18 protein-coding genes and 1 tRNA gene are annotated in these 18,782 nt (G+C 67.5%); 5 read left to right on the top strand and 14 right to left on the bottom strand.

Going from position 1 to position 18,782, the window contains the following annotated elements; all coding sequences use genetic code 11:
* Positions 1–32 precede the first annotated feature (32 nt).
* Entirely contained in the window at positions 33–662 is a 630-nt protein-coding gene (locus RZE77_RS22955) for a YitT family protein (protein ID WP_319439409.1), read from the top strand.
* Between the two features lie 321 nt (positions 663–983).
* Here RZE77_RS22955 and RZE77_RS22950 read toward each other — a convergent pair whose 3' ends face one another.
* The 6 genes from RZE77_RS22950 to RZE77_RS22925 all read right to left on the bottom strand — a co-directional run bounded on the left by RZE77_RS22950 (position 984) and on the right by RZE77_RS22925 (position 7,881).
* Complete coding sequence (locus tag RZE77_RS22950) at positions 984–2,405, bottom strand: amidase (RefSeq protein ID WP_319439408.1); 1,422 nt, start codon at positions 2,403–2,405, stop codon at positions 984–986.
* Positions 2,402–3,889, bottom strand: a complete 1,488-nt coding sequence (locus RZE77_RS22945; RefSeq protein WP_319439407.1) for an ABC transporter substrate-binding protein — start codon at positions 3,887–3,889, stop codon at positions 2,402–2,404. Before RZE77_RS22945 ends, RZE77_RS22950 begins: the two co-directional genes overlap by 4 nt.
* A gap of 347 nt (positions 3,890–4,236) precedes the next feature.
* The gene (locus tag RZE77_RS22940; protein WP_319439406.1) at positions 4,237–5,067 is read right to left on the bottom strand and encodes an ATP-binding cassette domain-containing protein; all 831 of its coding nucleotides are present in this window, start codon (positions 5,065–5,067) and stop codon (positions 4,237–4,239) included.
* On the bottom strand, positions 5,064–6,053 hold the full coding sequence (locus tag RZE77_RS22935; RefSeq protein WP_319439405.1) for an ABC transporter ATP-binding protein: 990 nt from the start codon (positions 6,051–6,053) through the stop codon (positions 5,064–5,066). Before RZE77_RS22935 ends, RZE77_RS22940 begins: the two co-directional genes overlap by 4 nt.
* Before the next feature lie 5 nt (positions 6,054–6,058).
* Positions 6,059–6,934, bottom strand: coding sequence for an ABC transporter permease (locus RZE77_RS22930; protein WP_319427559.1), 876 nt, complete (start codon positions 6,932–6,934; stop codon positions 6,059–6,061).
* The gene (locus RZE77_RS22925; RefSeq protein ID WP_015867120.1) at positions 6,931–7,881 is read right to left on the bottom strand and encodes an ABC transporter permease; all 951 of its coding nucleotides are present in this window, start codon (positions 7,879–7,881) and stop codon (positions 6,931–6,933) included. Before RZE77_RS22925 ends, RZE77_RS22930 begins: the two co-directional genes overlap by 4 nt.
* Positions 7,882–7,944: 63 nt before the next feature.
* Here RZE77_RS22925 and RZE77_RS22920 point away from each other — a divergent pair, with 63 nt between their 5' ends.
* Entirely contained in the window at positions 7,945–8,241 is a 297-nt protein-coding gene (locus RZE77_RS22920) for a YfhL family 4Fe-4S dicluster ferredoxin (RefSeq protein ID WP_028256292.1), read from the top strand.
* Here the strand turns inward: RZE77_RS22920 and RZE77_RS22915 are convergent.
* The 8 genes from RZE77_RS22915 to RZE77_RS22880 all read right to left on the bottom strand — a co-directional run bounded on the left by RZE77_RS22915 (position 8,227) and on the right by RZE77_RS22880 (position 14,759).
* The gene (locus tag RZE77_RS22915; RefSeq protein WP_319439404.1) at positions 8,227–8,721 is read right to left on the bottom strand and encodes a hypothetical protein; all 495 of its coding nucleotides are present in this window, start codon (positions 8,719–8,721) and stop codon (positions 8,227–8,229) included. The genes RZE77_RS22920 and RZE77_RS22915 overlap by 15 nt on opposite strands.
* A gap of 51 nt (positions 8,722–8,772) precedes the next feature.
* Positions 8,773–9,405: an aminoacyl-tRNA hydrolase gene (pth, locus tag RZE77_RS22910; RefSeq protein ID WP_015867117.1), complete on the bottom strand. Its 633-nt coding sequence runs from the start codon at positions 9,403–9,405 to the stop codon at positions 8,773–8,775.
* A gap of 74 nt (positions 9,406–9,479) precedes the next feature.
* A complete protein-coding gene (locus tag RZE77_RS22905; protein ID WP_319427554.1) occupies positions 9,480–10,151 on the bottom strand; it encodes a 50S ribosomal protein L25/general stress protein Ctc in 672 nt (223 codons plus the stop codon).
* A gap of 94 nt (positions 10,152–10,245) precedes the next feature.
* The gene (locus RZE77_RS22900; RefSeq protein ID WP_015867115.1) at positions 10,246–11,217 is read right to left on the bottom strand and encodes a ribose-phosphate pyrophosphokinase; all 972 of its coding nucleotides are present in this window, start codon (positions 11,215–11,217) and stop codon (positions 10,246–10,248) included.
* 140 nt (positions 11,218–11,357) lie between these two features.
* Positions 11,358–11,434: transfer RNA gene (locus tag RZE77_RS22895), tRNA-Gln, on the bottom strand.
* A gap of 66 nt (positions 11,435–11,500) precedes the next feature.
* On the bottom strand, positions 11,501–12,391 hold the full coding sequence (gene ispE / locus RZE77_RS22890) for a 4-(cytidine 5'-diphospho)-2-C-methyl-D-erythritol kinase (RefSeq protein WP_319439403.1): 891 nt from the start codon (positions 12,389–12,391) through the stop codon (positions 11,501–11,503).
* Positions 12,388–12,912: a lipoprotein insertase outer membrane protein LolB gene (locus tag RZE77_RS22885; protein WP_319439402.1), complete on the bottom strand. Its 525-nt coding sequence runs from the start codon at positions 12,910–12,912 to the stop codon at positions 12,388–12,390. The genes ispE and RZE77_RS22885 overlap by 4 nt, the downstream gene beginning before the upstream one ends.
* Positions 12,909–14,759 carry a tetratricopeptide repeat protein gene (locus tag RZE77_RS22880; RefSeq protein WP_319439401.1) on the bottom strand — a complete coding sequence of 617 codons (1,851 nt, stop codon included), beginning with the start codon at positions 14,757–14,759 and terminating at the stop codon, positions 12,909–12,911. The genes RZE77_RS22885 and RZE77_RS22880 overlap by 4 nt, the downstream gene beginning before the upstream one ends.
* A gap of 70 nt (positions 14,760–14,829) precedes the next feature.
* On the opposite strand from RZE77_RS22880, the gene mutM reads away from it, so the two are divergent.
* The 3 genes from mutM to mutY all read left to right on the top strand — a co-directional run bounded on the left by mutM (position 14,830) and on the right by mutY (position 18,771).
* Positions 14,830–15,642 carry a bifunctional DNA-formamidopyrimidine glycosylase/DNA-(apurinic or apyrimidinic site) lyase gene (gene mutM, locus RZE77_RS22875; protein WP_319439400.1) on the top strand — a complete coding sequence of 271 codons (813 nt, stop codon included), beginning with the start codon at positions 14,830–14,832 and terminating at the stop codon, positions 15,640–15,642.
* Positions 15,643–15,731: 89 nt separating this feature from the next.
* Positions 15,732–17,699 (top strand): dynamin family protein, encoded by a 1,968-nt coding sequence (locus RZE77_RS22870; RefSeq protein WP_319439399.1) that lies wholly within the window; start codon positions 15,732–15,734, stop codon positions 17,697–17,699.
* A 7-nt stretch (positions 17,700–17,706) separates the two neighbouring features.
* Positions 17,707–18,771 (top strand): A/G-specific adenine glycosylase, encoded by a 1,065-nt coding sequence (gene mutY / locus RZE77_RS22865; protein WP_319442402.1) that lies wholly within the window; start codon positions 17,707–17,709, stop codon positions 18,769–18,771.
* Positions 18,772–18,782: the final 11 nt, after the last annotated feature.

The raw sequence follows: 18,782 nt of genomic DNA, 5'->3' as shown, positions 1-18,782 counted from the left end.
CCAGGTGGCGCGGGATTTGCGTCAGGCCCGCCATGGATGCGCCACAACAACCCGTCACGCGCCCCGAACTGCTGCGCCACTCGCGTTTCGACGACGCGCAGGCCATCTTTTCGGGCACCCTGTTCGTCGCCATTGCCATGATGCTGTTCGGCCAGGCGGGGCTGCTCACGGGCGGCACGGCGGGTGTCGCGTTTCTCCTGCACTACGCCACGGGCGTGAGCTTCGGCAAGGTGTTCTTCCTGGTGAACCTGCCGTTTTACTGGTTCGCATGGCGCCACATGGGCCGGGCCTTCACGGTCAAGACTTTCTCGGCGATCGCGCTGCTGTCGGTGATGACCGACTTGGCACCGCGCTACATCTCGATCGATTCGCTGCACCCGGCCTTCGCAGCGGTGCTCGGCGGCCTGCTGCTGGGCACCGGCTGCCTGTTCCTCGCGCGCCACCGCGCGAGCCTGGGCGGTGCGACGGTGCTGACGCTGTACCTGCAGGAAAAGCGCGGCTGGCCCGCTGGCAAGGTGCAGATCGGCATCGACTGCACGGTGGTGCTGCTCGCGTTGTTCGTGATTCCGCCGCAGCGCGTGGGATGGTCGGTGCTGGCTGCGGTGGTGATGGGGCTTTTTCTGTGGATCAACCACAAGCCGGGGCGCTACGCTGCTACTTGATTTTTTGGCGCTGCTGTTTTGTTCAGGTGCTGTTGTTCGGGGCGCGTGCACAGGCCACCGGGTACTCCCCTCCGCGAATGTCCCCCGGCCTTCGGCCTCCTCCTTTATTTCGCTGCGGGGAGTACCCGATGCCCTGTGCACGAAGGCACGAAGGCACGCTCGTGGTGTACCCGCTGATCAACCGGTGCTCTGAACACGCTCCCGCCGATGGGGTGCCTTGCGCAGCGAAATCAAGGGGGAGGCCGCAGGCCGGAGGACATTCGCGGAGCAAGGTACCCCGTCGGCGGGAGCGCGCCCTGAACAGCCGCGCCCGCCCACCGCTCAAGGCGTCACAGGCCAGGGCCGCTGCGGCTCCCGAATCTGCTCGAACGCACGCGACACGCGCAGCACGCCGAGGTCGTCGAACCGGTGCCCGGCAATCTGCAGCCCGATCGGCAGCCCGCTCCCCGAGTATCCGCAGTTCACCGACGAAGCCGGCTGCTCCGACATGTTGAACGGCACCGTGAACCCGATGTGCTCCAGCGGCCGCAGCGGATCGTTGGTGGGGGACGGCGCCTCCGCGGCCGCGGGCATGTTCGGCGACACCGGCGAGATCACGTAGTCGAAGCGCGCGCAGGCCTGCACCGCGGCCACGCGCGTTGCATGGAACTGGCTGAAGCCGCGGAACACATGCTCGCCGCTGAACTCGGCCGCGCTCTCGGCCCATTCGCGGATGTAGGGCAGCACCTTGGCGCGCTGGTCGGGGCGCAGTGCCTTCATGTCCACCAGCGAGCGCATGCGCCACAGGTGGTCCATGCCGTCGAGCATGGCTTGCGACATGAACGGCTGCATGGGTTCGACGATGGCGCCGGCCTTTTCGAACAGGCGCGCCGCATGCTCGACCGCCGCCTGGATCTCGGGCTCGACTGCCAGGCCGCAGCCCGCGTCCAGCAGCAGGCCGATGCGCAGCCCGCGCAGGTGGTCGGGCGATACGTCGAAGCTCTCCCACGCGATGTCCTGCGGCGGCAGGCTCATGCTGTCGCGCGCATCGGGCTTCGAAAGCACCTGCATCATCAGCGCCGCATCGCCGACGCTGCGCGTCATCGGCCCGGCCGCGCGGCCCATGTACGGCGGATCGATCGGAATGCGGCCCAGGCTCGGCTTGAGCGTGAAGATGCCGCACCAGCTCGCGGGCAGCCGCAGCGACCCGCCGATGTCGGTGCCGATGTGCAGCGGGCCGTAGCCCGCGGCGGCAGCCGCACCGGCGCCCGCGCTCGAGCCGCCGGGGGTCCGGCTCAGGTCCCAGGGGTTGCGTGCCAGCGTGTGAAAGCTCGAGAGCCCCGAAGACAGCATGCCGTAGTCCGGCATGGTGGTCTTGCTCACGATCACCGCGCCGGCTTCCTTCAGGCGCGCGGCGGGCGGTGCATCGGCGGCCGCGGGCTTCAGGTCGACGGCGGCCGTGCCGGCCGGCATCGGATCGCCGCGGGTCGCGATGTTTTCCTTGATGGTGGCAGGCACGCCGTCGAGCGGACCGAGCGCGTCGCCGCGCTGCCAGCGTGCTTCCGAGGCGCGCGCCTGCTCGAGCGCAGCTTCGGGCCTGAAGAGCCAGGTGGCTTGCAGCTTGGGCTCGCAGCGCTCGATATGCGCGATGACGGCCTGCGCGACCTCCACCGGCGACAGGCGCCTGTCGCGGTAGGCGGCGGAGAGTTCCTGGGCGGAAAGCTCGTTCAGCGAAGATGAAGAAGATGACACGCCGGCACTCATCCCAACGACAGCGCCGAGAGGTCGTTCACGAAGATCGGGTTCTCCTTCCAAAGGCCCTTCACGTTCTTCTTCGCGATGGTGGGGAACTGCGGCTGGTAGAGGAAGCCGTTGGCCGCATCGACGGCCAGCATCTTCTGCGCTTCGCCGAGCAGCTTGTTGCGCTCGGCGGCATTGGCGGTGGCCTTGATCTTGTCGAACAGCGCGTTGAAGGCCTTCGACTGGTAGCCCCAGTAGTAGTCGGACTTGGCGTAGTTGCCGAGGTCGAAAGGCTCGACGTGCGAGACGATCGACAGGTCGTAGTCCTTGTTGCCGTAGGTGCCGCTGAGCCACTGCGCCCACTCCACGTTCTGCACCTTGACCGTGATGCCGATCTTGGCGAGCTGGGCCACGATCACCTCGCCGCCCTGGCGCGCGTAGGGCGGCGGCGGCAGCGTCATGGTGAGTTCGAGCGGCGTCTTCACGCCGGCCTCGGCCATCAGCTTCTTGGCCTTCTCGATGTCGAAGGGGTTGATGCCCGTGGTGTCGACATAGCCTGCGGCGCCCGGCACGTAGTGGCTGCCGATCGGCACGCCGAAGCCGTCGGCCGCACCTTCGATCACGGCCTTGCGGTCGATGGCTGCGAGGATGGCGCGGCGCACGCGCACGTCGTCCAGCGGCTTCTTCCTGTTGTTGATCGACAGGATGGTCTTGGCGCGCGAGCCGGCCAGGATCACCTGGAACTGCGGGTTCATCTTGAACTGCGGCACCGCGCGCGTACCGATGCGCGTGAACACGTCGACGTCGCCGGCCATCAGCGCGGCGGCCTGCGCGGCCGTGTCGGAAATGAAGCGGAAGGTGACCTTGTTGATCCTGGCCGTGGCCGGGCTGCGGAAGCCCTCCCACTTGCTCAGCGTGATCGACGAGCCCTTGGCCCAGTTGTCGAGCTTGTAGGGGCCGGTGCCGACCGGCTTGGTGGCGTTGCCGTCGGCGCTCTTGGGCTCGACGATCACGGCCGTGGCCTGGCCCAGCACGAAGGGCAGGTCGGGATCGATTTCCTTGTTGATGACCACCACGGTGTAGTCATCGACCACCTGGGTGGACAGGTTCGCGAAGGTGCGCTTGTCCTTGTTGGTGCTCTTCTCGCTGCCGGCGCGGTCGAAGGCGAACTTCACGGCGGCGGCGTTGAAGGGCTCGCCGTTCTGGTATTTGACGCCGCGCCGCAGCTTGAAGGTGTAGGTCTTCAGGTCGGGCGAGACTTCCCAGCTTTCGGCCAGCAGCGGCGTGACGCTGCCGTCGGCGTTGATCTTGGTGAGCGTCTCCAGGATGTTGTACTGCACCACCTCGGCGATGGCGGCCGCGGCGCCGGCGGTCGGATCGAGGCCCGGCGGCTCGAGCGCCATGCCGATCACGATGGCGTCCTTCCGCCCCTGCGCCATGCCGGCGATGGGAGAGGCCAGCGCCACGGTGGCGCCGGCGGTGGCAAGGAGGGTGCGACGGTTCAACATACGTTGTGATCTCCGGAAAAACGATGGATGCGAATGGCTGCTTCCCATGCGCGGCGCGCCCCGAATGGAGGCGCGGCGGCACGAAGGAAGGACACGCAGCACGAAAGATGCCACGCGCGGCAGCGAGCCATTCTCTCGCAGCGCAGGCATTGGCGGTGGGTCGCGCAGGTGCTTTTTCCTCGGGACGTTCCCGCATGAAGCGGTGTCCTCGGAACATGGGGCAGGCATCTTGCGAGAGAGAGGGCGGCCGTGCCACCAGATGCTTATGACCCACTCATCCGAGGGCCTGTCAACGCTATGGAAGGGGTCGCGAAGCTTCGATGTCGGCCCACCGCCCGGCGGGGTGTTCAGGCCGTGAGCAGCGTGCCCCCGGCGGGTGTGCGCGGCACCGCGTCGAGCAGCGTGCGCGTATACGGATGCTGCGCATTGCGAAAGAGCTCGCCGGGCGGGCCCTGCTCGACGATCTTGCCCTTCCACACCACGCAGACCTCGTCGCACAGGTGGTTCACCACCGCGAGATCGTGGCTGATGAGCAGGTAGCTCACGCCGAACTGCTGTTGCAGGTCCTGCATGAGGTTGAGCACCTGGGCCTGCACCGACACGTCGAGCGCGCTCACGGGCTCGTCGGCGACGATGAGCTTGGGCCGCGTGATGAGCGCGCGCGCAATCGCGATGCGCTGGCGCTGCCCGCCCGAGAATTCGTGCGGGTACTTGTCCATGTCGGTGGTGCGAAGGCCCACGGCGGCCAGCGCCTCGGAGGCGCGCTCGCGCTGCTCGGCGCGGCTGGTTTCGGCCAGCGCTTCGAGCGGCTCGGCCACGATGCGCGCCACCGTCTGGCGCGGATCCAGCGAGCCGTACGGGTCCTGGAACACCATCTGGAAGTCGCGCCGCGCCGCGCGCAGCTCGGACTTGGGCAGCCGGTGCAGGTCGCGGCCCAGCATGCGCACGCTGCCCGAGGTGGGCGTGTCGAGCGCCATCACCAGGCGCGCGATGGTCGACTTGCCCGAACCCGATTCGCCCACGATGCCCAGGCTGCGGCCGGCCGCGACACTGAAGCTCACGCCGTTGAGCGCCTTCACCAGCGGCGGCGGCCCGAAGAGCTTTTCGCGCGGCAGGGCGTAGTGGCGCACGAGGTCCGTCACCTCGAGCAGGGGTTGCGTGCTGGCGGGTTGGTTCATGATGCGAGCGCGCCTTCAGCCGCAATTTCCTCGAGCCGGATGCAGCGCACCGCATGCTCGTGCCGCAGCACGGTGGGCGGCGGCCGGGTCGTGTGGCAGGCATCGACCGTGTACTTGCAGCGGCCCGCAAAAGGGCAGCCCGGCGGCAGGTCGACCAGTTCGGGCACGCTGCCCCGGATGGTGGCCAGGCGAATGCCGCGCGGCGCACCGAGCGCCGGCCGCGCCGCGAACAGGCCCTGCGTGTAGGGATGCGCGCGCTCGGCAAACACGGTGTCGGTCGGGCCGCTCTCGACCACGCTGCCGCCGTACATCACCAGCATCTTCGAGACGCTCTGCGCAATCACGCCCAGGTCATGCGAGATCAGGATCAGCGCCATGCCGCGCTCCGCGACCAGGCCCTGGATCAGCTCGAGGATCTGCTTCTGGATGGTGACGTCCAGCGCGGTGGTGGGCTCGTCGGCAATCAGCAGGTCGGGGCCGCAGGCCAGCGCCATGGCGATGCCGATGCGCTGGCGCTGCCCGCCCGAGAACTGGTGCGGATAGGCATCGAGCCGCGAAGCCGCATCGGGAATGCCCACGCGATCGAGCAGCGCCAGGACTTCCTTGCGTGCCTCGGCGCCCGTGAGTCCGCGGTGCAGCCGCAGCGGCTCGCCGACCTGGCGCGCAATGGTATGCACCGGGTTCAGCGCCGTCATCGGCTCCTGGAAGATCATGCCGATGCGGTTGCCGCGGATCTGGCACATGGCTTTTTCATCGCGGCCGACCAGTTCGGTGCCGTCGAAGCGGATGCTGCCGCTGACCTTGGCGGTCGACGGCAACAGGCCCATCAGCGACATCACCGTGATCGACTTGCCACAGCCCGATTCGCCCACGATGCCCAGCGTTTCGCCGCGCTCCAGCGTGAAGCCGATGCCGCGCACGGCCTCGGCGGGACCGCGCTGCGTTTGCAGTTCGACGTGCAGGTCTTTGACTTCGAGAAGTGGCATATCGCTTAGCGGGCGCGCGCAAGGCGCGGATCGAGCAGGTCGCGCAGCCCGTCGCCGAGCAGGTTCAGGCCGAGCACCGCCATGGCAATGGCCATGCCGGGAAACACCGCGAGCAGCGGCGACTGGAACATCATCGTCTGCGCCTCGCTCAGCATGCGGCCCCATGAGGGCTGCGGCGGCTGCGTGCCCAGGCCAAGGTAGGAAAGGGCGGCCTCGGCCAGGATGGCGATCGCGAAGCGGATCGTGATCTGCACGATCAGCACGGCCGAGATGTTGGGCAGCACGTGCTGCATCGTGATGGCGAACGATCCCTTGCCGCAGGCCCGTGCCGCCGCCACGTATTCGCGCGACCAGATGGCATTGGCCGAGGCGCGCGTGATGCGTGCAAACGTCGGGATGTTGTAGATGCCGATCGCGATGATCGCGTTGACGATGCCGGCGCCGAACACCGCCGTCATCATGATGGCCGACAGGATGGCCGGAAACGCGAGCGAAAAATCGGTGAGCCGCATGATCGCTTCTTCGACCCAGCCGCGCCGCGCCGCGGCGAGCAGGCCCAGCGCGGTGCCCACGACAAGGCCGATGCCCACCGCGATCACGCCCACCAGGATGGACGCGCGCGCCCCCACCAGCAGCAGCGAGGCCACGTCGCGTCCGAAGGTGTCGGTGCCCAGCCAGTGCGCGCCCGAGGGCGGCTTGAGCTTGCTGGCCATGTCCATCTCGTAGGGCGACCAGGGCGTCCACACGAGCGAGACGATGGCGGCCAGCAGCAGGAGCAGCGTCAGCACGCCGCCGAGCACGAAGCTGCGGTGCCGGAGCGCGCGGCGCCAGAACCCGGGCACCTTGAGCGCGGCCGCGCTCGGAATGGTGGTGGTGCTCATATGTCGCTCGCCTTGATGCGCGGATCGATCACGGCATAGAGCACGTCGACCACGAAATTCACGATGACCACCAGCGCCGCGAGCAGCATCACGCAATTGCGCACCACGATCAGGTCGCGGTTGCTGATGGCCTGGAAGATCAGCCGGCCCAGGCCCGGCAGGTAGAACACGTTCTCCACCACGATGGTGCCGGCGAGCAGCTCGGAAAACTGCATGCCCATGACGGTGACCACCGGGATCATCGCGTTGCGCAGCACATGGGTCCAGAGCACCGCGCGCTGTGAAACGCCCTTGGCGCGCGCGGTGCGCACGAAGTCTTCGCGCATCACCTCGAGCACCGCCGAGCGCGTGATGCGCGCGAGGATCGCGGCCTGTACCACCGCCAGCGACAGGGCCGGCAGCAGCAGCGACTTGAGGCCCGCGAAGATGCCTTCGCCCCAGCCCTCGAAGCCGCCGGCCGAGAACCACTGCAACTGCACCGAGAACACCAGGATCAGCAGGATCGCGAACCAGAAATTGGGAATGGCGATGCCCACCTGTGTGAGGCCCATCAGGCCGACGTCGCCGAGCTTGTTGTGGCGCGCGGCCGCAGTCACGCCCACCAGCAGCGCGAGCACCGTGGTGAAGGCCATCGCGAGCAGCGCCAGCGGCACGGTGAGCGCGAGCCGTTCGAGGATGAGGTCGAGCACCGGCGAGCTGTAGGCGTAGCTGTCGCCCAGGTTGCCGGTCAAGAGGCCCGCGATCCAGTGCCAATAGCGCGTCCACGCCGGCTGGTCGAGGCCGAGCTTGGTGGCCAGGGCGGCCACTGCCTCGGGCGCGGCATCGGGGCCCATGAGCATCTGTGCGGCATTGCCGGGCAGGATCTCCAGGACGAGGAAAACAATGACCGAGGCGCCGATCAGCGTGGCGATCAGCGTGGCGAGGCGCTTGAAAATGAACAGGCTCATGGGGCGGGGCGCAGCATAACCCGACTCGTGCAACAACCGTGCCTTGTTCGCGATAATCGGGGTATGGCTCTCATGATCACCGACGAATGCATCAACTGCGATGTCTGCGAGCCCGAGTGCCCGAACGATGCGATCTACATGGGCGCGGAGTTCTACGAGATCGACCCGCACAAGTGCACCGAATGCGTCGGCCACTTCGACGAGCCGCAGTGCGTGCAGGTGTGCCCGGTGGCGTGCATCCCGATCAACCCGGCGCACGTGGAAAGCCGCGAGACCCTCTGGCAGAAGTTTGAGCGGCTCGCCGCGGCCAAGGCAAAGGCCGCGGCCGCCGAGCCGCCGGCGCCCTCAGCCGGCGCTTGACCCGTTCCGCTTTTTCTTCCTGCGGCTTTCGCCTTGCGCGGCAGCGGGCCTGTCGTTGGCCGCGCCGCTGAAGCGCGGGCTCGACTTGCGGGGTTCGGCGCCGAGTCTTTGGGCGCGTGCCCGTGCCAACTGCTCGGAAGACGCGAGCCGGCGTTCGGCCATGGCGGCCTGCCGGGCATCGTGCGCCGAGCGGCGGCTGCGCTCGTAGGCTTCCTTTTCCTGCGACAGGCGGATGCGCTCGAGCTGGTCGGCGCGCTGCTCGGCGCGGCGCGTGGCGGCATCCGCCGCGTGGCGGTCCGCCTCGGGGCGGGCGTCGTCCACCGCCAGTTGTTTTCCGCCTTCGCAGGGGCGGTCGGTGTAGGTGTTGCCGCAGCGGTAGGTCTCGGACCTTCCCTGCGCCGCGGCGGGCATCCAGAAAGTGCCGCAAGCCACCAAGAGCAAAGCGGCACCCGCTTTCCTGGCCCTGGTTCTATTTTTCATTTCTTCTTCTCTCCCTTTTCTTTTCTCTCCCGCGCTCTCTTGGCCGGCTGACTAGGCGGTGGCGGGCGTGCCTCCGTCGCCGGGCTCCCGCCGCGGCGGTTTGGGCCGGGGCGGTTTGCTCGTGTGAATGATCAAGGTGGCTTTTTCCATTTCGCCCGCCACCAGCGCGGGCGCCGCGTGCAGCGTGCGCACGATGGCGTCCTCGATGGCTTCGCGCTGCTCCTTGAGCGGCTTCTTGAGCACCCAGTTGATGACCTCCGACTTCACGCCGGGGTGTCCGATGCCCAGGCGCAGGCGCCAGTAGTCGCCGGTGCCCAGTTGCGCATGGATGTCGCGCAGGCCGTTGTGGCCCGCGTGGCTGCCGCCGAACTTGAGCTTGGCCTGGCCGGGCACCACGTCGAGCTCGTCGTGCACCACGAGGATTTCCTCGGGCGCGATCTTGAAGAAGCGGGCCAACGCGCCCACCGACTTGCCCGACAGGTTCATGAAGGTCTGCGGCTCCAGCAGCCAGACGCTCTGCCCACCGATGTTCGTGCGCGCTGCAAGGCCGTGGTAGCTGCGCTCGGGCACGAGGTTGAGCTTCCAGTCGCGCGCCAGGGCGTCGATCCACCAGAAGCCGGCGTTGTGCCGGGTGGCTTCGTATTCAGGCCCCGGGTTCCCGAGGCCGACAAACAGCTTGATCATGGGGGGAATTATCTCGCCGCCCAAAAAGCAGAAGGCCCGCACGAGGCGGGCCTTCTGCAGGGGCGCGAGAGAAATTACTTCTTCGCGGCGGGCTTTGCCGTCTTGGCTGCCGGCTTGCCATTGGCAGCCGGTGCGGCGCCTTCGGCAGGTGCCGCGCCTTCAGCGGCGGGTGCCACCTCTTCGGCGACCAGCGGCGGCACGGCCGACACGATGACCGGGTTCAGCTTGCCGTGGCTCACGAACTTCACGCCCTTGGGCAGCTTGATGTCGCTCACGTGCAGCGTGGCGTTCTTCTTGAGGCTCGAGAGGTCCACTTCGATGAACTCGGGGAGGTCGGCCGGCAGGCAGCTGACTTCGAGTTCGGTCATGACGTGCGTCACGAGGTTGTGGTCGAGCTTGACGGCGTCGGACTCTTCTTCACCCTTGTAGTGAAGCGGCACCTTCATGTGCATGCGGGTCTTGGCGTCGACGCGCTGGAAGTCGATGTGCTGCACCAGCTGGCGGAACGGGTGGTACTGCACATCGCGCAGCAGCACTTTGCTGGTGGCGCCGCCGAGTTCCATTTCGAGGATCGACGAGTGGAAGGCTTCCTTCTTGAGGGCGTGCCACAGCGCGTTGTGATCGAGCTCGATCAGCTGGGGCTGGCCTTCACCACCGTAGACGATACCGGGCGTCTTGCCCGAGATGCGGAGACGGCGGCTCGCACCCGTGCCCTGCTTGGCGCGCTCAAAAGCGACGAATTTCATAACAACTCCTGTGAGAGTCCACCGCGACCAGTGCGACTCCGGTTCAACAAGGGCGCCATTCCAAAAGGAAGGTGGCGCCCGCTTTTTGCCCAGATCAGAACAGGTTGTCCTGGTCCGAGAACAAACTCATCACCGACTCGCCCTTGGCAATGCGCTGGATCGTCTCGGCGATCAGCGGTGCCACGGAGAGCTGGCGGACCTTTCCGCACGCCAGGGCGCCGTCGGAAAGGGGAATGGTGTTGGTCACGACCACTTCGTCGAGCGCGGAGTGGGTGATGCGCTCGATGGCCGGACCCGAGAAGATCGGGTGCGTGCAATAGGCGTAGACGCTTTTCGCACCGCGCTCCTTGAGCACTTCGGCCGCCTTCACCAGCGTGCCGGCGGTGTCGATCATGTCGTCCATGATCACGCAGTTGCGGCCGTCGATTTCACCGATCACGTTCATGACCTCGCTCACGTTGGCCTTGGGGCGGCGCTTGTCGATGATGGCGAGGTCGCAGTTCAGCTGCTTGGCCAGCGCGCGGGCGCGCACCACGCCGCCGACGTCGGGCGAGACCACGATCAGGTCTTCGTAGTTCTTCTGGCGCAGGTCGCCCAGCAGCACCGGCGACGCATAGATGTTGTCGACCGGAATGTCGAAGAAGCCCTGGATCTGGTCGGCGTGCAGGTCCATCGTGAGCACGCGCTCGACGCCCACGGTTTCGAGCAGGTTGGCCACCACCTTGGCCGAGATCGGCACGCGGCTCGAACGCGGGCGGCGGTCCTGGCGGGCATAGCCGTAGTAGGGAATCACCGCGCTGATCCGCTCGGCCGAGGCGCGCTTGAGCGCGTCGACCATGATCAGCAGTTCCATCAGGTTTTCGTTGGTCGGTGCGCAGGTCGACTGCACCACGAACACATCGCGCGCCCGGACGTTCTGGTTGATCTCGACGGTGACTTCGCCGTCGGAGAAGCGTCCAACGCGCGCGGCACCCAGCGAGGTACCGAGGTTCTGCGCGATTTCTGCGGCGAGGCCAGGATTGGCATTGCCGGTGAAAACCATGAAATCAGGGTGATTAGCCTGCATGAGCGCGTCCCGGCAGTGCGAATTGGCTTTTAGGAAGCCGCCAAAGAGTTTGAGTCGTGGCGGCCCGTGAGCCACCGATTATTGCAGCGGGCATGCTGCAAAAGAAGCACTGCGGCCGGTGGGCCGCAGTTTGAAGAATTTGGCAGGGGAGAAAGGATTCGAACCTTTGCATGCTGGAATCAAAATCCAGTGCCTTAACCAGCTTGGCGACTCCCCTACACGGGTCGATGGCTTTCGCCACAAACCGATATGTCGCATCGGACCCATAACGATCCGATTATCTTCAGGTCGCCCATCCCCAAAGTGGATGAACGGCCAGGTTGCTGCATTGGCGAACCTGCCAGCCCGGTGGGGCTTTTGACAGTTCCGCTTCCTGCGGCCCTTGCGGCATTTTCGCGAAAACCGAACTTCCGGAGCCGGTCATCCGGGCTTTCAATCCTTGGGCGCCGAGCCATTCGATGGCGTCGGTGACCGCGGGGCAAAGCCGCTGGGCAACCGGCTGCAGGTCGTTGTGGCCGAAGTCGAAAACCTTGAAAGCGCTGCTTTCGGGGTTTGGGGCTTCAAGCTGTTCGCTATCTGCAGCAAAGCCCGAGATTATAGCAACAGGAGTTGCCCGTTGAAGGTCGGGCGCAGAAAAAATTAAGCGGGTATCGAGTCCCTGGGGTGGCTTGGCCACCACGAACCGTGCGGAAGGGATGTTCACGGGCCTGATTTTCTCGCCGATTCCCTCGACCCAGGCATTGCGCCCGCCCAGGAAGAACGGCACGTCGGCACCCAGTTTCACGCCGATCTCGGCCAGGCGCGCGAGCGGCAGGTTCAGCCCCCACAGGCGGTTCAGCGCCAGCAGGCAGGTGGCGGCGTCCGAGGAGCCGCCGCCCATGCCGGCCTGCGCCGGCACCTGCTTGGCAATGCCGATGTGGGCGCCCTGTCCAGGTGCCGCATGCGCCTGCAGCGCGCGCGCTGCGCGCAGCACGAGGTCGTCGGGCGGCAGTTCGGTCGTGAGGTCTTCGCGGCTGAGCTGGCCGTCGCTGCGCAGTTCGACGTGGAGCGTGTCGCACCAGTCGATCAGCATGAAGACCGACTGCAGCAGGTGGTAGCCGTCTTCGCGCCGGCCGGTGATGTGCAGGAAGAGGTTGAGCTTGGCCGGTGCGGGAAGGTCGTAGATCGCCTTCATGACCGCTCGAACACGATGCGCAGGTCCGCCGTGGGTCCGGGAGACTCGCGGGTGGCCTGCAGGCGGCCGTTCGCGACCTGCGCGAGGTCGGGCCGCCAGCCGGGCACGCGCTCGTCGCGGCCCGCGAGCCAGCCGAACAGCGCGCCGACCGGTATGGCCGCGCCCGTGGCGGCCTCGATCAATGCATCGACCGAGTCGAAGCGCCGGATCTCGCTGCCGTTCTTGAGCAGGGCCTCGCCGGGCGACCAGTGCAGTTGGGCCAGGGTGCTGCCGATCGGGCTGGTGAGCGAGAGCTCGCCCGCTTCGGGAGAGCCGCGCAATTCGAACAATGCGGAGAAGGTCTGCACCGGCTGGCTGTCGATGCGCAGCGACATGCGGCCGCTCCAGCTGTCCGTGCTCCTGGGCGCGGAGGAGCGGCCCGCCAGTTGGGCGCAGCCGGCGATCGAGAGCAGCGCGGCCCCGCCCGCAAGCAGGAGGGCGCGGCGGCCGCCGTCGGCCAGCCGCGGGGCGGGCACGCTCACGGCTTGACCCGCAGGCGCTTGAGCGTTTCCTGCAGGGTCTCGTTCTCGGCGTCGCTCAGCAGGGCTTCCTTCCAGATCGTGACGGCGCGGTCCTTCTGGCCTGCCGACCAGAGCACTTCGCCGAAGTGCGCGCCGATTTCTGGATCGGGCCGGGTCTTGTAGGCCGCCTCGAGGATGCGGATGGCCTCGGTCGTGTTGCCCAGCCGGAATTCCACCCAGCCCAGGCTGTCCGCGATGAAGGGGTCTTCCGGCGCCAGCTGCACGGCCTTCTGGATCAGCGTGCGCGCCTCGTCGAGGCGGATCTTGCGATCGGCAAAGGAGTAGCCGAGCGCGTTGTAGGCGTTCTGGTTTTCGGGCTTGAGCTCGATCAGCCTGCGCAGCAGCCGCTCCATCTCGTCGAGGCGGTTGAGCTTTTCGGCCACCATGGCCTGGTCGTAGACCAGGTCGCTGTCGTTCGGGGCGGCGGCGGAAGCCTGCGCCAGCATGTCGTAGGCCGCCTGGTACTGCTTGGCATCGCGCAGCAGCTGCACTTCGGCGAGGAATTTCTGCTTCTTGTCCTCGGGCGTGCGCTCGGGCAGGCCGCGCACGAGTTCGCGCGCCTGCGGCAGCTTGCCCTGGCGCGCCAGCAGGCCTGCGCGGCGCGTCTGCGCAACCACGAGCTCGTCGGCGCTGTCGACGCGTGCGAGCCAGCGTTCCGCGGCCGTGAAGTCCTTGCGGCGCTCCGCCAGCTGCGAGAGAACAAGGTAGGCCTGCGTGGTGCCGCGCTGGCGGTCGTCCGGGTCTTTCTGGTTGGCCGCCAGCTCGATGTAGCGCTTGAGCGAGGTTTCGGCCGCTGCGTCCTGCCGGGCCTGCGCCTGCAGGCTGCCGAGCAGCAGCCAGGGCTCGGCCAGTTCGGGCCGCGCCGCGGTGAGCGCCTGCAGCTGCGCAGTGGAATCCGCATAGCGCCGGTTCTCGACCAGCACGCGCGCGTAGGCGATGCGCAGGTCGGGCGGCGCCTTGGGGTTGTTGGCCAGGTAGCGCGTGACGATCGGTTCCGCGAGCGGCTGGCCGGGGTCGATCATCTCGAGCGCGAGGGCGGCCGGTGCGTCCGAGGCGGGGTCCATCTGCTGGCCCTTGAACGCGGCATCCAGGGCGCCCGAGGTGTCGCCGGCGTTCAGCCGCATGCGGCCGATGGTGGCCCAGGCCAGCGCGCCGGTGGCTGGGCTCTTGAGTTCGTCGACCAGCGCCTGCTCGACCACCGAGGCGGCCTGCTTCTTGTCGGAAGCGCGCGAGTAGTTGCGCGTGATCACCGCCATCAGCATCGGTTTTTCGATCTGCGGCGTGGCCGCGATTTCGGCCCGCAGCGGCTCCACCGTTTCGCCGATGCGGTTGAGTGCAATCAATATCTGCAGTTCGATGCGCCGTGCATCGCGCGAGTTGGGCAGCGTTTCCTGCCATGCGCGCGAGGCCGCGAGCGCCGCGTCGCCGGAGCGCGACTGCAATGCGATCTCGACCGCGCGCTGGAACAGCTTGCCGTCGCGCAGCCGCCGGGCCGCGTCAAGCACCAGCGCATAGCCTGATCCGGGATCGCCGGAGCGCGCGGTCATCTCGCCCATCAGGATTTCGTAGAACAGCTCGGCGGTCAGCGCCGAGGGCTGTGCATTCGGTTCGCCGGCCGGCTTTGCGGCGACAGCCGCCGGCACCGTTGCCGGCCTCGTGCCCGGCCGGGATGGTGCCGGCCGTTCGATGATGGGGGCCGGGCTCTTGGGCGCGGCGGGATCGGAGGTTTGCGCCTGGGCGGCACAAGCCAGCAACACGACGAAAGACGCGGCCGCCGCAAGGCGGTGTCGGCGGAGCGATGGAATCATCGAACCATAATAATCCAAGCTTTTGAGCGAGCACCGCGTGGGGCCTCGTCGCAGCCCGGAGTTTTTATTCATGCCTGAGCTTCCCGAAGTCGAAGTGACGCGGCGCGGTTTTGCCGAGCGCATTGCCGGTGCACGCATCGATGCGGTTCGCATCGGCAAACCCTTGCGCTGGGCGTTGATGGTCGTGCCCGAGGCGTTGGTCGGTCGCCGCGTGCTGCAGGTGCGCCGGCGCGGAAAGTACCTGCTGATCGACCTGGACCGCGGCCTCCTGCTGCTGCACCTGGGCATGTCGGGCAGCCTGCGCTTCGATGCGGCGCAGCCTCCGCCGGGCGTTCACGATCACTTCGATCTGGTGACCGAACTCGGCACGCTGCGGCTGAACGATCCGCGCCGCTTCGGCGCCGTGGTCTATGTGGAGGACGAGGCGGCGCCGTGGGCCATCAAGCTGCTCGGCGGCCTCGGCATGGAGCCGCTGGGCGATGCTTTCGACCTGGACGCGTTTCACGCCGGCCTTCGCAAGCGCAAGGCGGCGGTGAAGCAGGTGCTGCTCGCGGGCGATGTGGTGGTCGGCGTTGGAAACATCTACGCGTCGGAGGCGCTGTTCCAGGCGGGCATCCGGCCGACGCTTTCCGCCGCGCGCATCAGCCGGCCGAGGGCGGCCCGGCTCCATGCGGCTGTGCGCGAGATCCTGGCCAGGGCGGTCGAGAAGGGCGGCAGCACGCTGCGCGACTTTTCCAACGTGGACGGGCAGAACGGCTATTTCCAGCTCGAGGCCACGGTCTACGGCCGGGCCGGCGAGCCCTGTCGGGTCTGCGCAACGCCGATCCGGCTGCTGCGCCAGGGGCAGCGTTCCACTTACTATTGCCCGAATTGTCAAAAATAGTGTCTTAGCCGCCGGGTTGGCATATCCTGCAATCGGTTGCTCCCCAGTTTGCAATGCTATATTTGTAAGTTCTTTCTTACATATTCCCCTTGAGCCGCTCTTTCAATCAACAACTCGATCAGCACGGTGCCTGGCGGAGCAATTTCGCGCACCGCCTGCAGTGGCTGTCCCGCTGGCTGACCGAGAACGAGCTGCTCGACCAGGCGGTGGCCGAGCGCCTGCGCGGCCTCGAGCTGCAGATCCGCACCAGCAAGGTCATGGTGGCCTTCGTGGCGGAGTTCTCGCGCGGCAAGTCGGAACTCATCAACGCGATTTTCTTCGCCGCTTACGGTCGCCGCATCATGCCGGCCAGCGCGGGGCGCACCACGATGTGCCCGACCGAGCTGGGCTACGACGCCGCGCAGTCGCCGAAGCTGCGGCTGCTGCCGATCGAGACCCGCCTGGAACCCCATTCGCTCACGCACTGGCGTGAAAAGGCCGGGCGCTGGACCGAAATCGCGATCGACGTGGCCGATGCCGACCAGCTGGCCCAGGCCATGAGCAAGGTGGCCGAAGTGCGCTGGGTCAGCAAGGACGAGGCGCACGCACTGGGCTTCTGGAACGAGGAGACGCCGGACGACAACCCCGTGCAGGACGCCGAAGGCCGCGTCGAGATTCCGCGCTGGCGCCACGCCATCCTGAACATGCCGCATCCGCTGCTGGAGCAGGGGCTGGTGATCCTCGATACCCCGGGCCTGAACGCCATCGGCGCCGAGCCCGAGCTCACGGTGAGCCTGATCCCGCAGGCGCATGCCGTGGTCTTCATCCTGGGTGCCGAAACCGGTGTGACGCGTTCCGACCTGTCGATCTGGCGCGAGCACCTGGTCACCGAAAGCGAAGGCAGCGACACGCGCTTCGTGGTGCTCAACAAGATCGACACCATGTGGGACTCGCTGAGCACGCCCGCGCAGATCGAACTCCAGATCGAGCGCCAGCGCGAGGTCGCGGCCAAGTTCCTCGAGGTGCCGCTGGTGCAGGTGCTGCCGGTGTCGGCGCAGAAGGGCCTGCAGGCAAAGATCCAGCGCGATGCGCGGCTGCTCGACGCCAGCCGGCTGCCGGCTTTCGAGGCGCTGCTCGCCGAAGGCGTGCTCGGCAAGCGCGAAACCATGCTGCGGCTCGCGGTGGACGCCGGCATGGTGGCACTGCGGACCGAGGCCGAGCGCATCCTGAAAGTGCGCCAGCGCGACCTGTCGGAACAGGCGCTCGAGCTGCAGGGATTGCGCGGCAAGAACGTGTCGGTCATTCGGCACATGCGTGCGCGCATCGACCAGGAACAGACCGAGTTCGAGGGCAGCAACACCCGCATCCTCGCGCTGCGTTCGGTGCAGGGCAAGCTGCTGCGCGAGGTGTACGCCGTGCTCGGCCGCACCGCGCTCAAGGAAGACATGGTGCGGCTTTCGGCCGCGCTCAAGCGACCGGGCGTCAAGTTCAACGTGCGCAAGGTGTACGGCGAGACCTTCGACTCGCTGCGCAACAACCTGCGCGAAGTGCAGGCGACGACGGCCGAGATCCAGTCGATGCTGCACGCCACCTTCCGCCAGCTCAACGCGGAGCAGGGCTTCACCTTGCAGGCTCCGGCCGAACCCGACCTGACGAGCTTCGAGCAGGAGCTCAGCCAGATCGAGCGCAGCCACATCCACTACCTGGGCGTGGGCAACCTGCTGAAGCTCGCGCAGGCGGACTTCTGCGACAAGCTGGTGCGGGCGCTCGCAAGCCGCCTGCGGCTGGTCAACGAAGCGGCCATGACCGAGGTCGAGCGCTGGAGCAAGGGCGCCAGCGCCCAGATCGATGCGCAGCTGAAGGAGCGCCGCCGCAATTTCAGCAAGCGCATCGAGGCGATCGAGCGCATCCAGAATGCGGCAGGCAACCTCGACGAACGCCTGCTCGAGCTGGCCCAGCAGGAAAGCAGCCTGGCCGAGCTGCATCTTCGGCTCCATGAATTCACCTCGGCCATTGCGCAACAGGGAAGGCCGGCAGCTGATGCTGCCGCCGTCGGCGAACTGCGTGCGGCGGCCTGATCGTCCGGTGCCGGCTGCGGCCGTGCAGCCGCAGGCGCCGGCCGATTTTGCCGAGCGCGTCGTGGCCTGGCAGCGCAGCCACGGGCGCAGCGCGCTGCCGTGGCAGAACACGCGGGATCCGTACCGCGTGTGGCTGTCGGAGGTCATGCTCCAGCAGACCCAGGTCTCGACCGTGCTCGGGTACTTCGCGCGCTTTCTCGAACGCTTTCCGACCGTGCGGGCGCTGGCCGACGGCACCGAGGACGAGGTCTTCGGGCTCTGGAGCGGCCTGGGCTACTACAGCCGCGCCCGCAACATGCACCGCTGCGCGCAGGAGGTGGTGGCGCGCTTCGGCGGCGAGTTTCCGCGCACGGCCGCCGAGCTCGAGACCCTGCCCGGCATCGGCCGCTCGACCTCCGCGGCGATCGCGGCCTTCTGCTTCGGCGAGCGGGTCGCGATTCTCGACGGCAATGTCAAGCGCGTGCTGACGCGCGTGCTCGGCTTTGGCGGCGACATGTCCTCGTCGGCACAGGAGCGCGCGCTGTGGGACCGGGCCACGCAGCTGCTGCCGCCGGCCGAGCAGAAGGAAGTCATCGCGAGCTATACGCAAGGCGTGATGGACCTGGGCGCCACGGTCTGCCTGCCGCGCAAGCCGAGCTGCATGATCTGTCCGCTGAACAAGACATGCGTGGGGCTGCGCGAAGGCCAGCCGGAGCGCTACCCGGTCAAGACGCGCAAGCTCAAGCGCAGCGCCCAGTCGCTCTGGGCGCTGCTCGCGCGCGATGCACAAGGCCGCGTCTGGCTCGAGAAGCGGCCGGCCAAGGGCATCTGGGCCGGGCTCTACTGCCCGCCCGTGTTCGAGAGCCGCGAAGAGCTGCTGGCCGCGCTGCCGCCGGCGGCGCTGGCCGGCGCACAGGACCTGCCGCCCTTCGTGCATGTGCTGACCCACAAGGACCTGCACCTTCATCCGGTGCTGCTGCAGGGCAGCCAGCCACAGGGCGATGCCGCGCGCTGGGTGGATGCGCAGGAGTGGGGTCGGCTGGGGCTGCCGGCACCGATGCGCAAGCTGCTCGAGAGCAGCAGCGCGGACTAGCCGGCGGACGC

The organism is Variovorax sp. SPNA7 (assembly GCF_033807855.1).
Lineage (GTDB): Bacteria > Pseudomonadota > Gammaproteobacteria > Burkholderiales > Burkholderiaceae_C > Variovorax > Variovorax beijingensis.
This window is presented reverse-complemented; position numbering and strand designations above follow the sequence as displayed.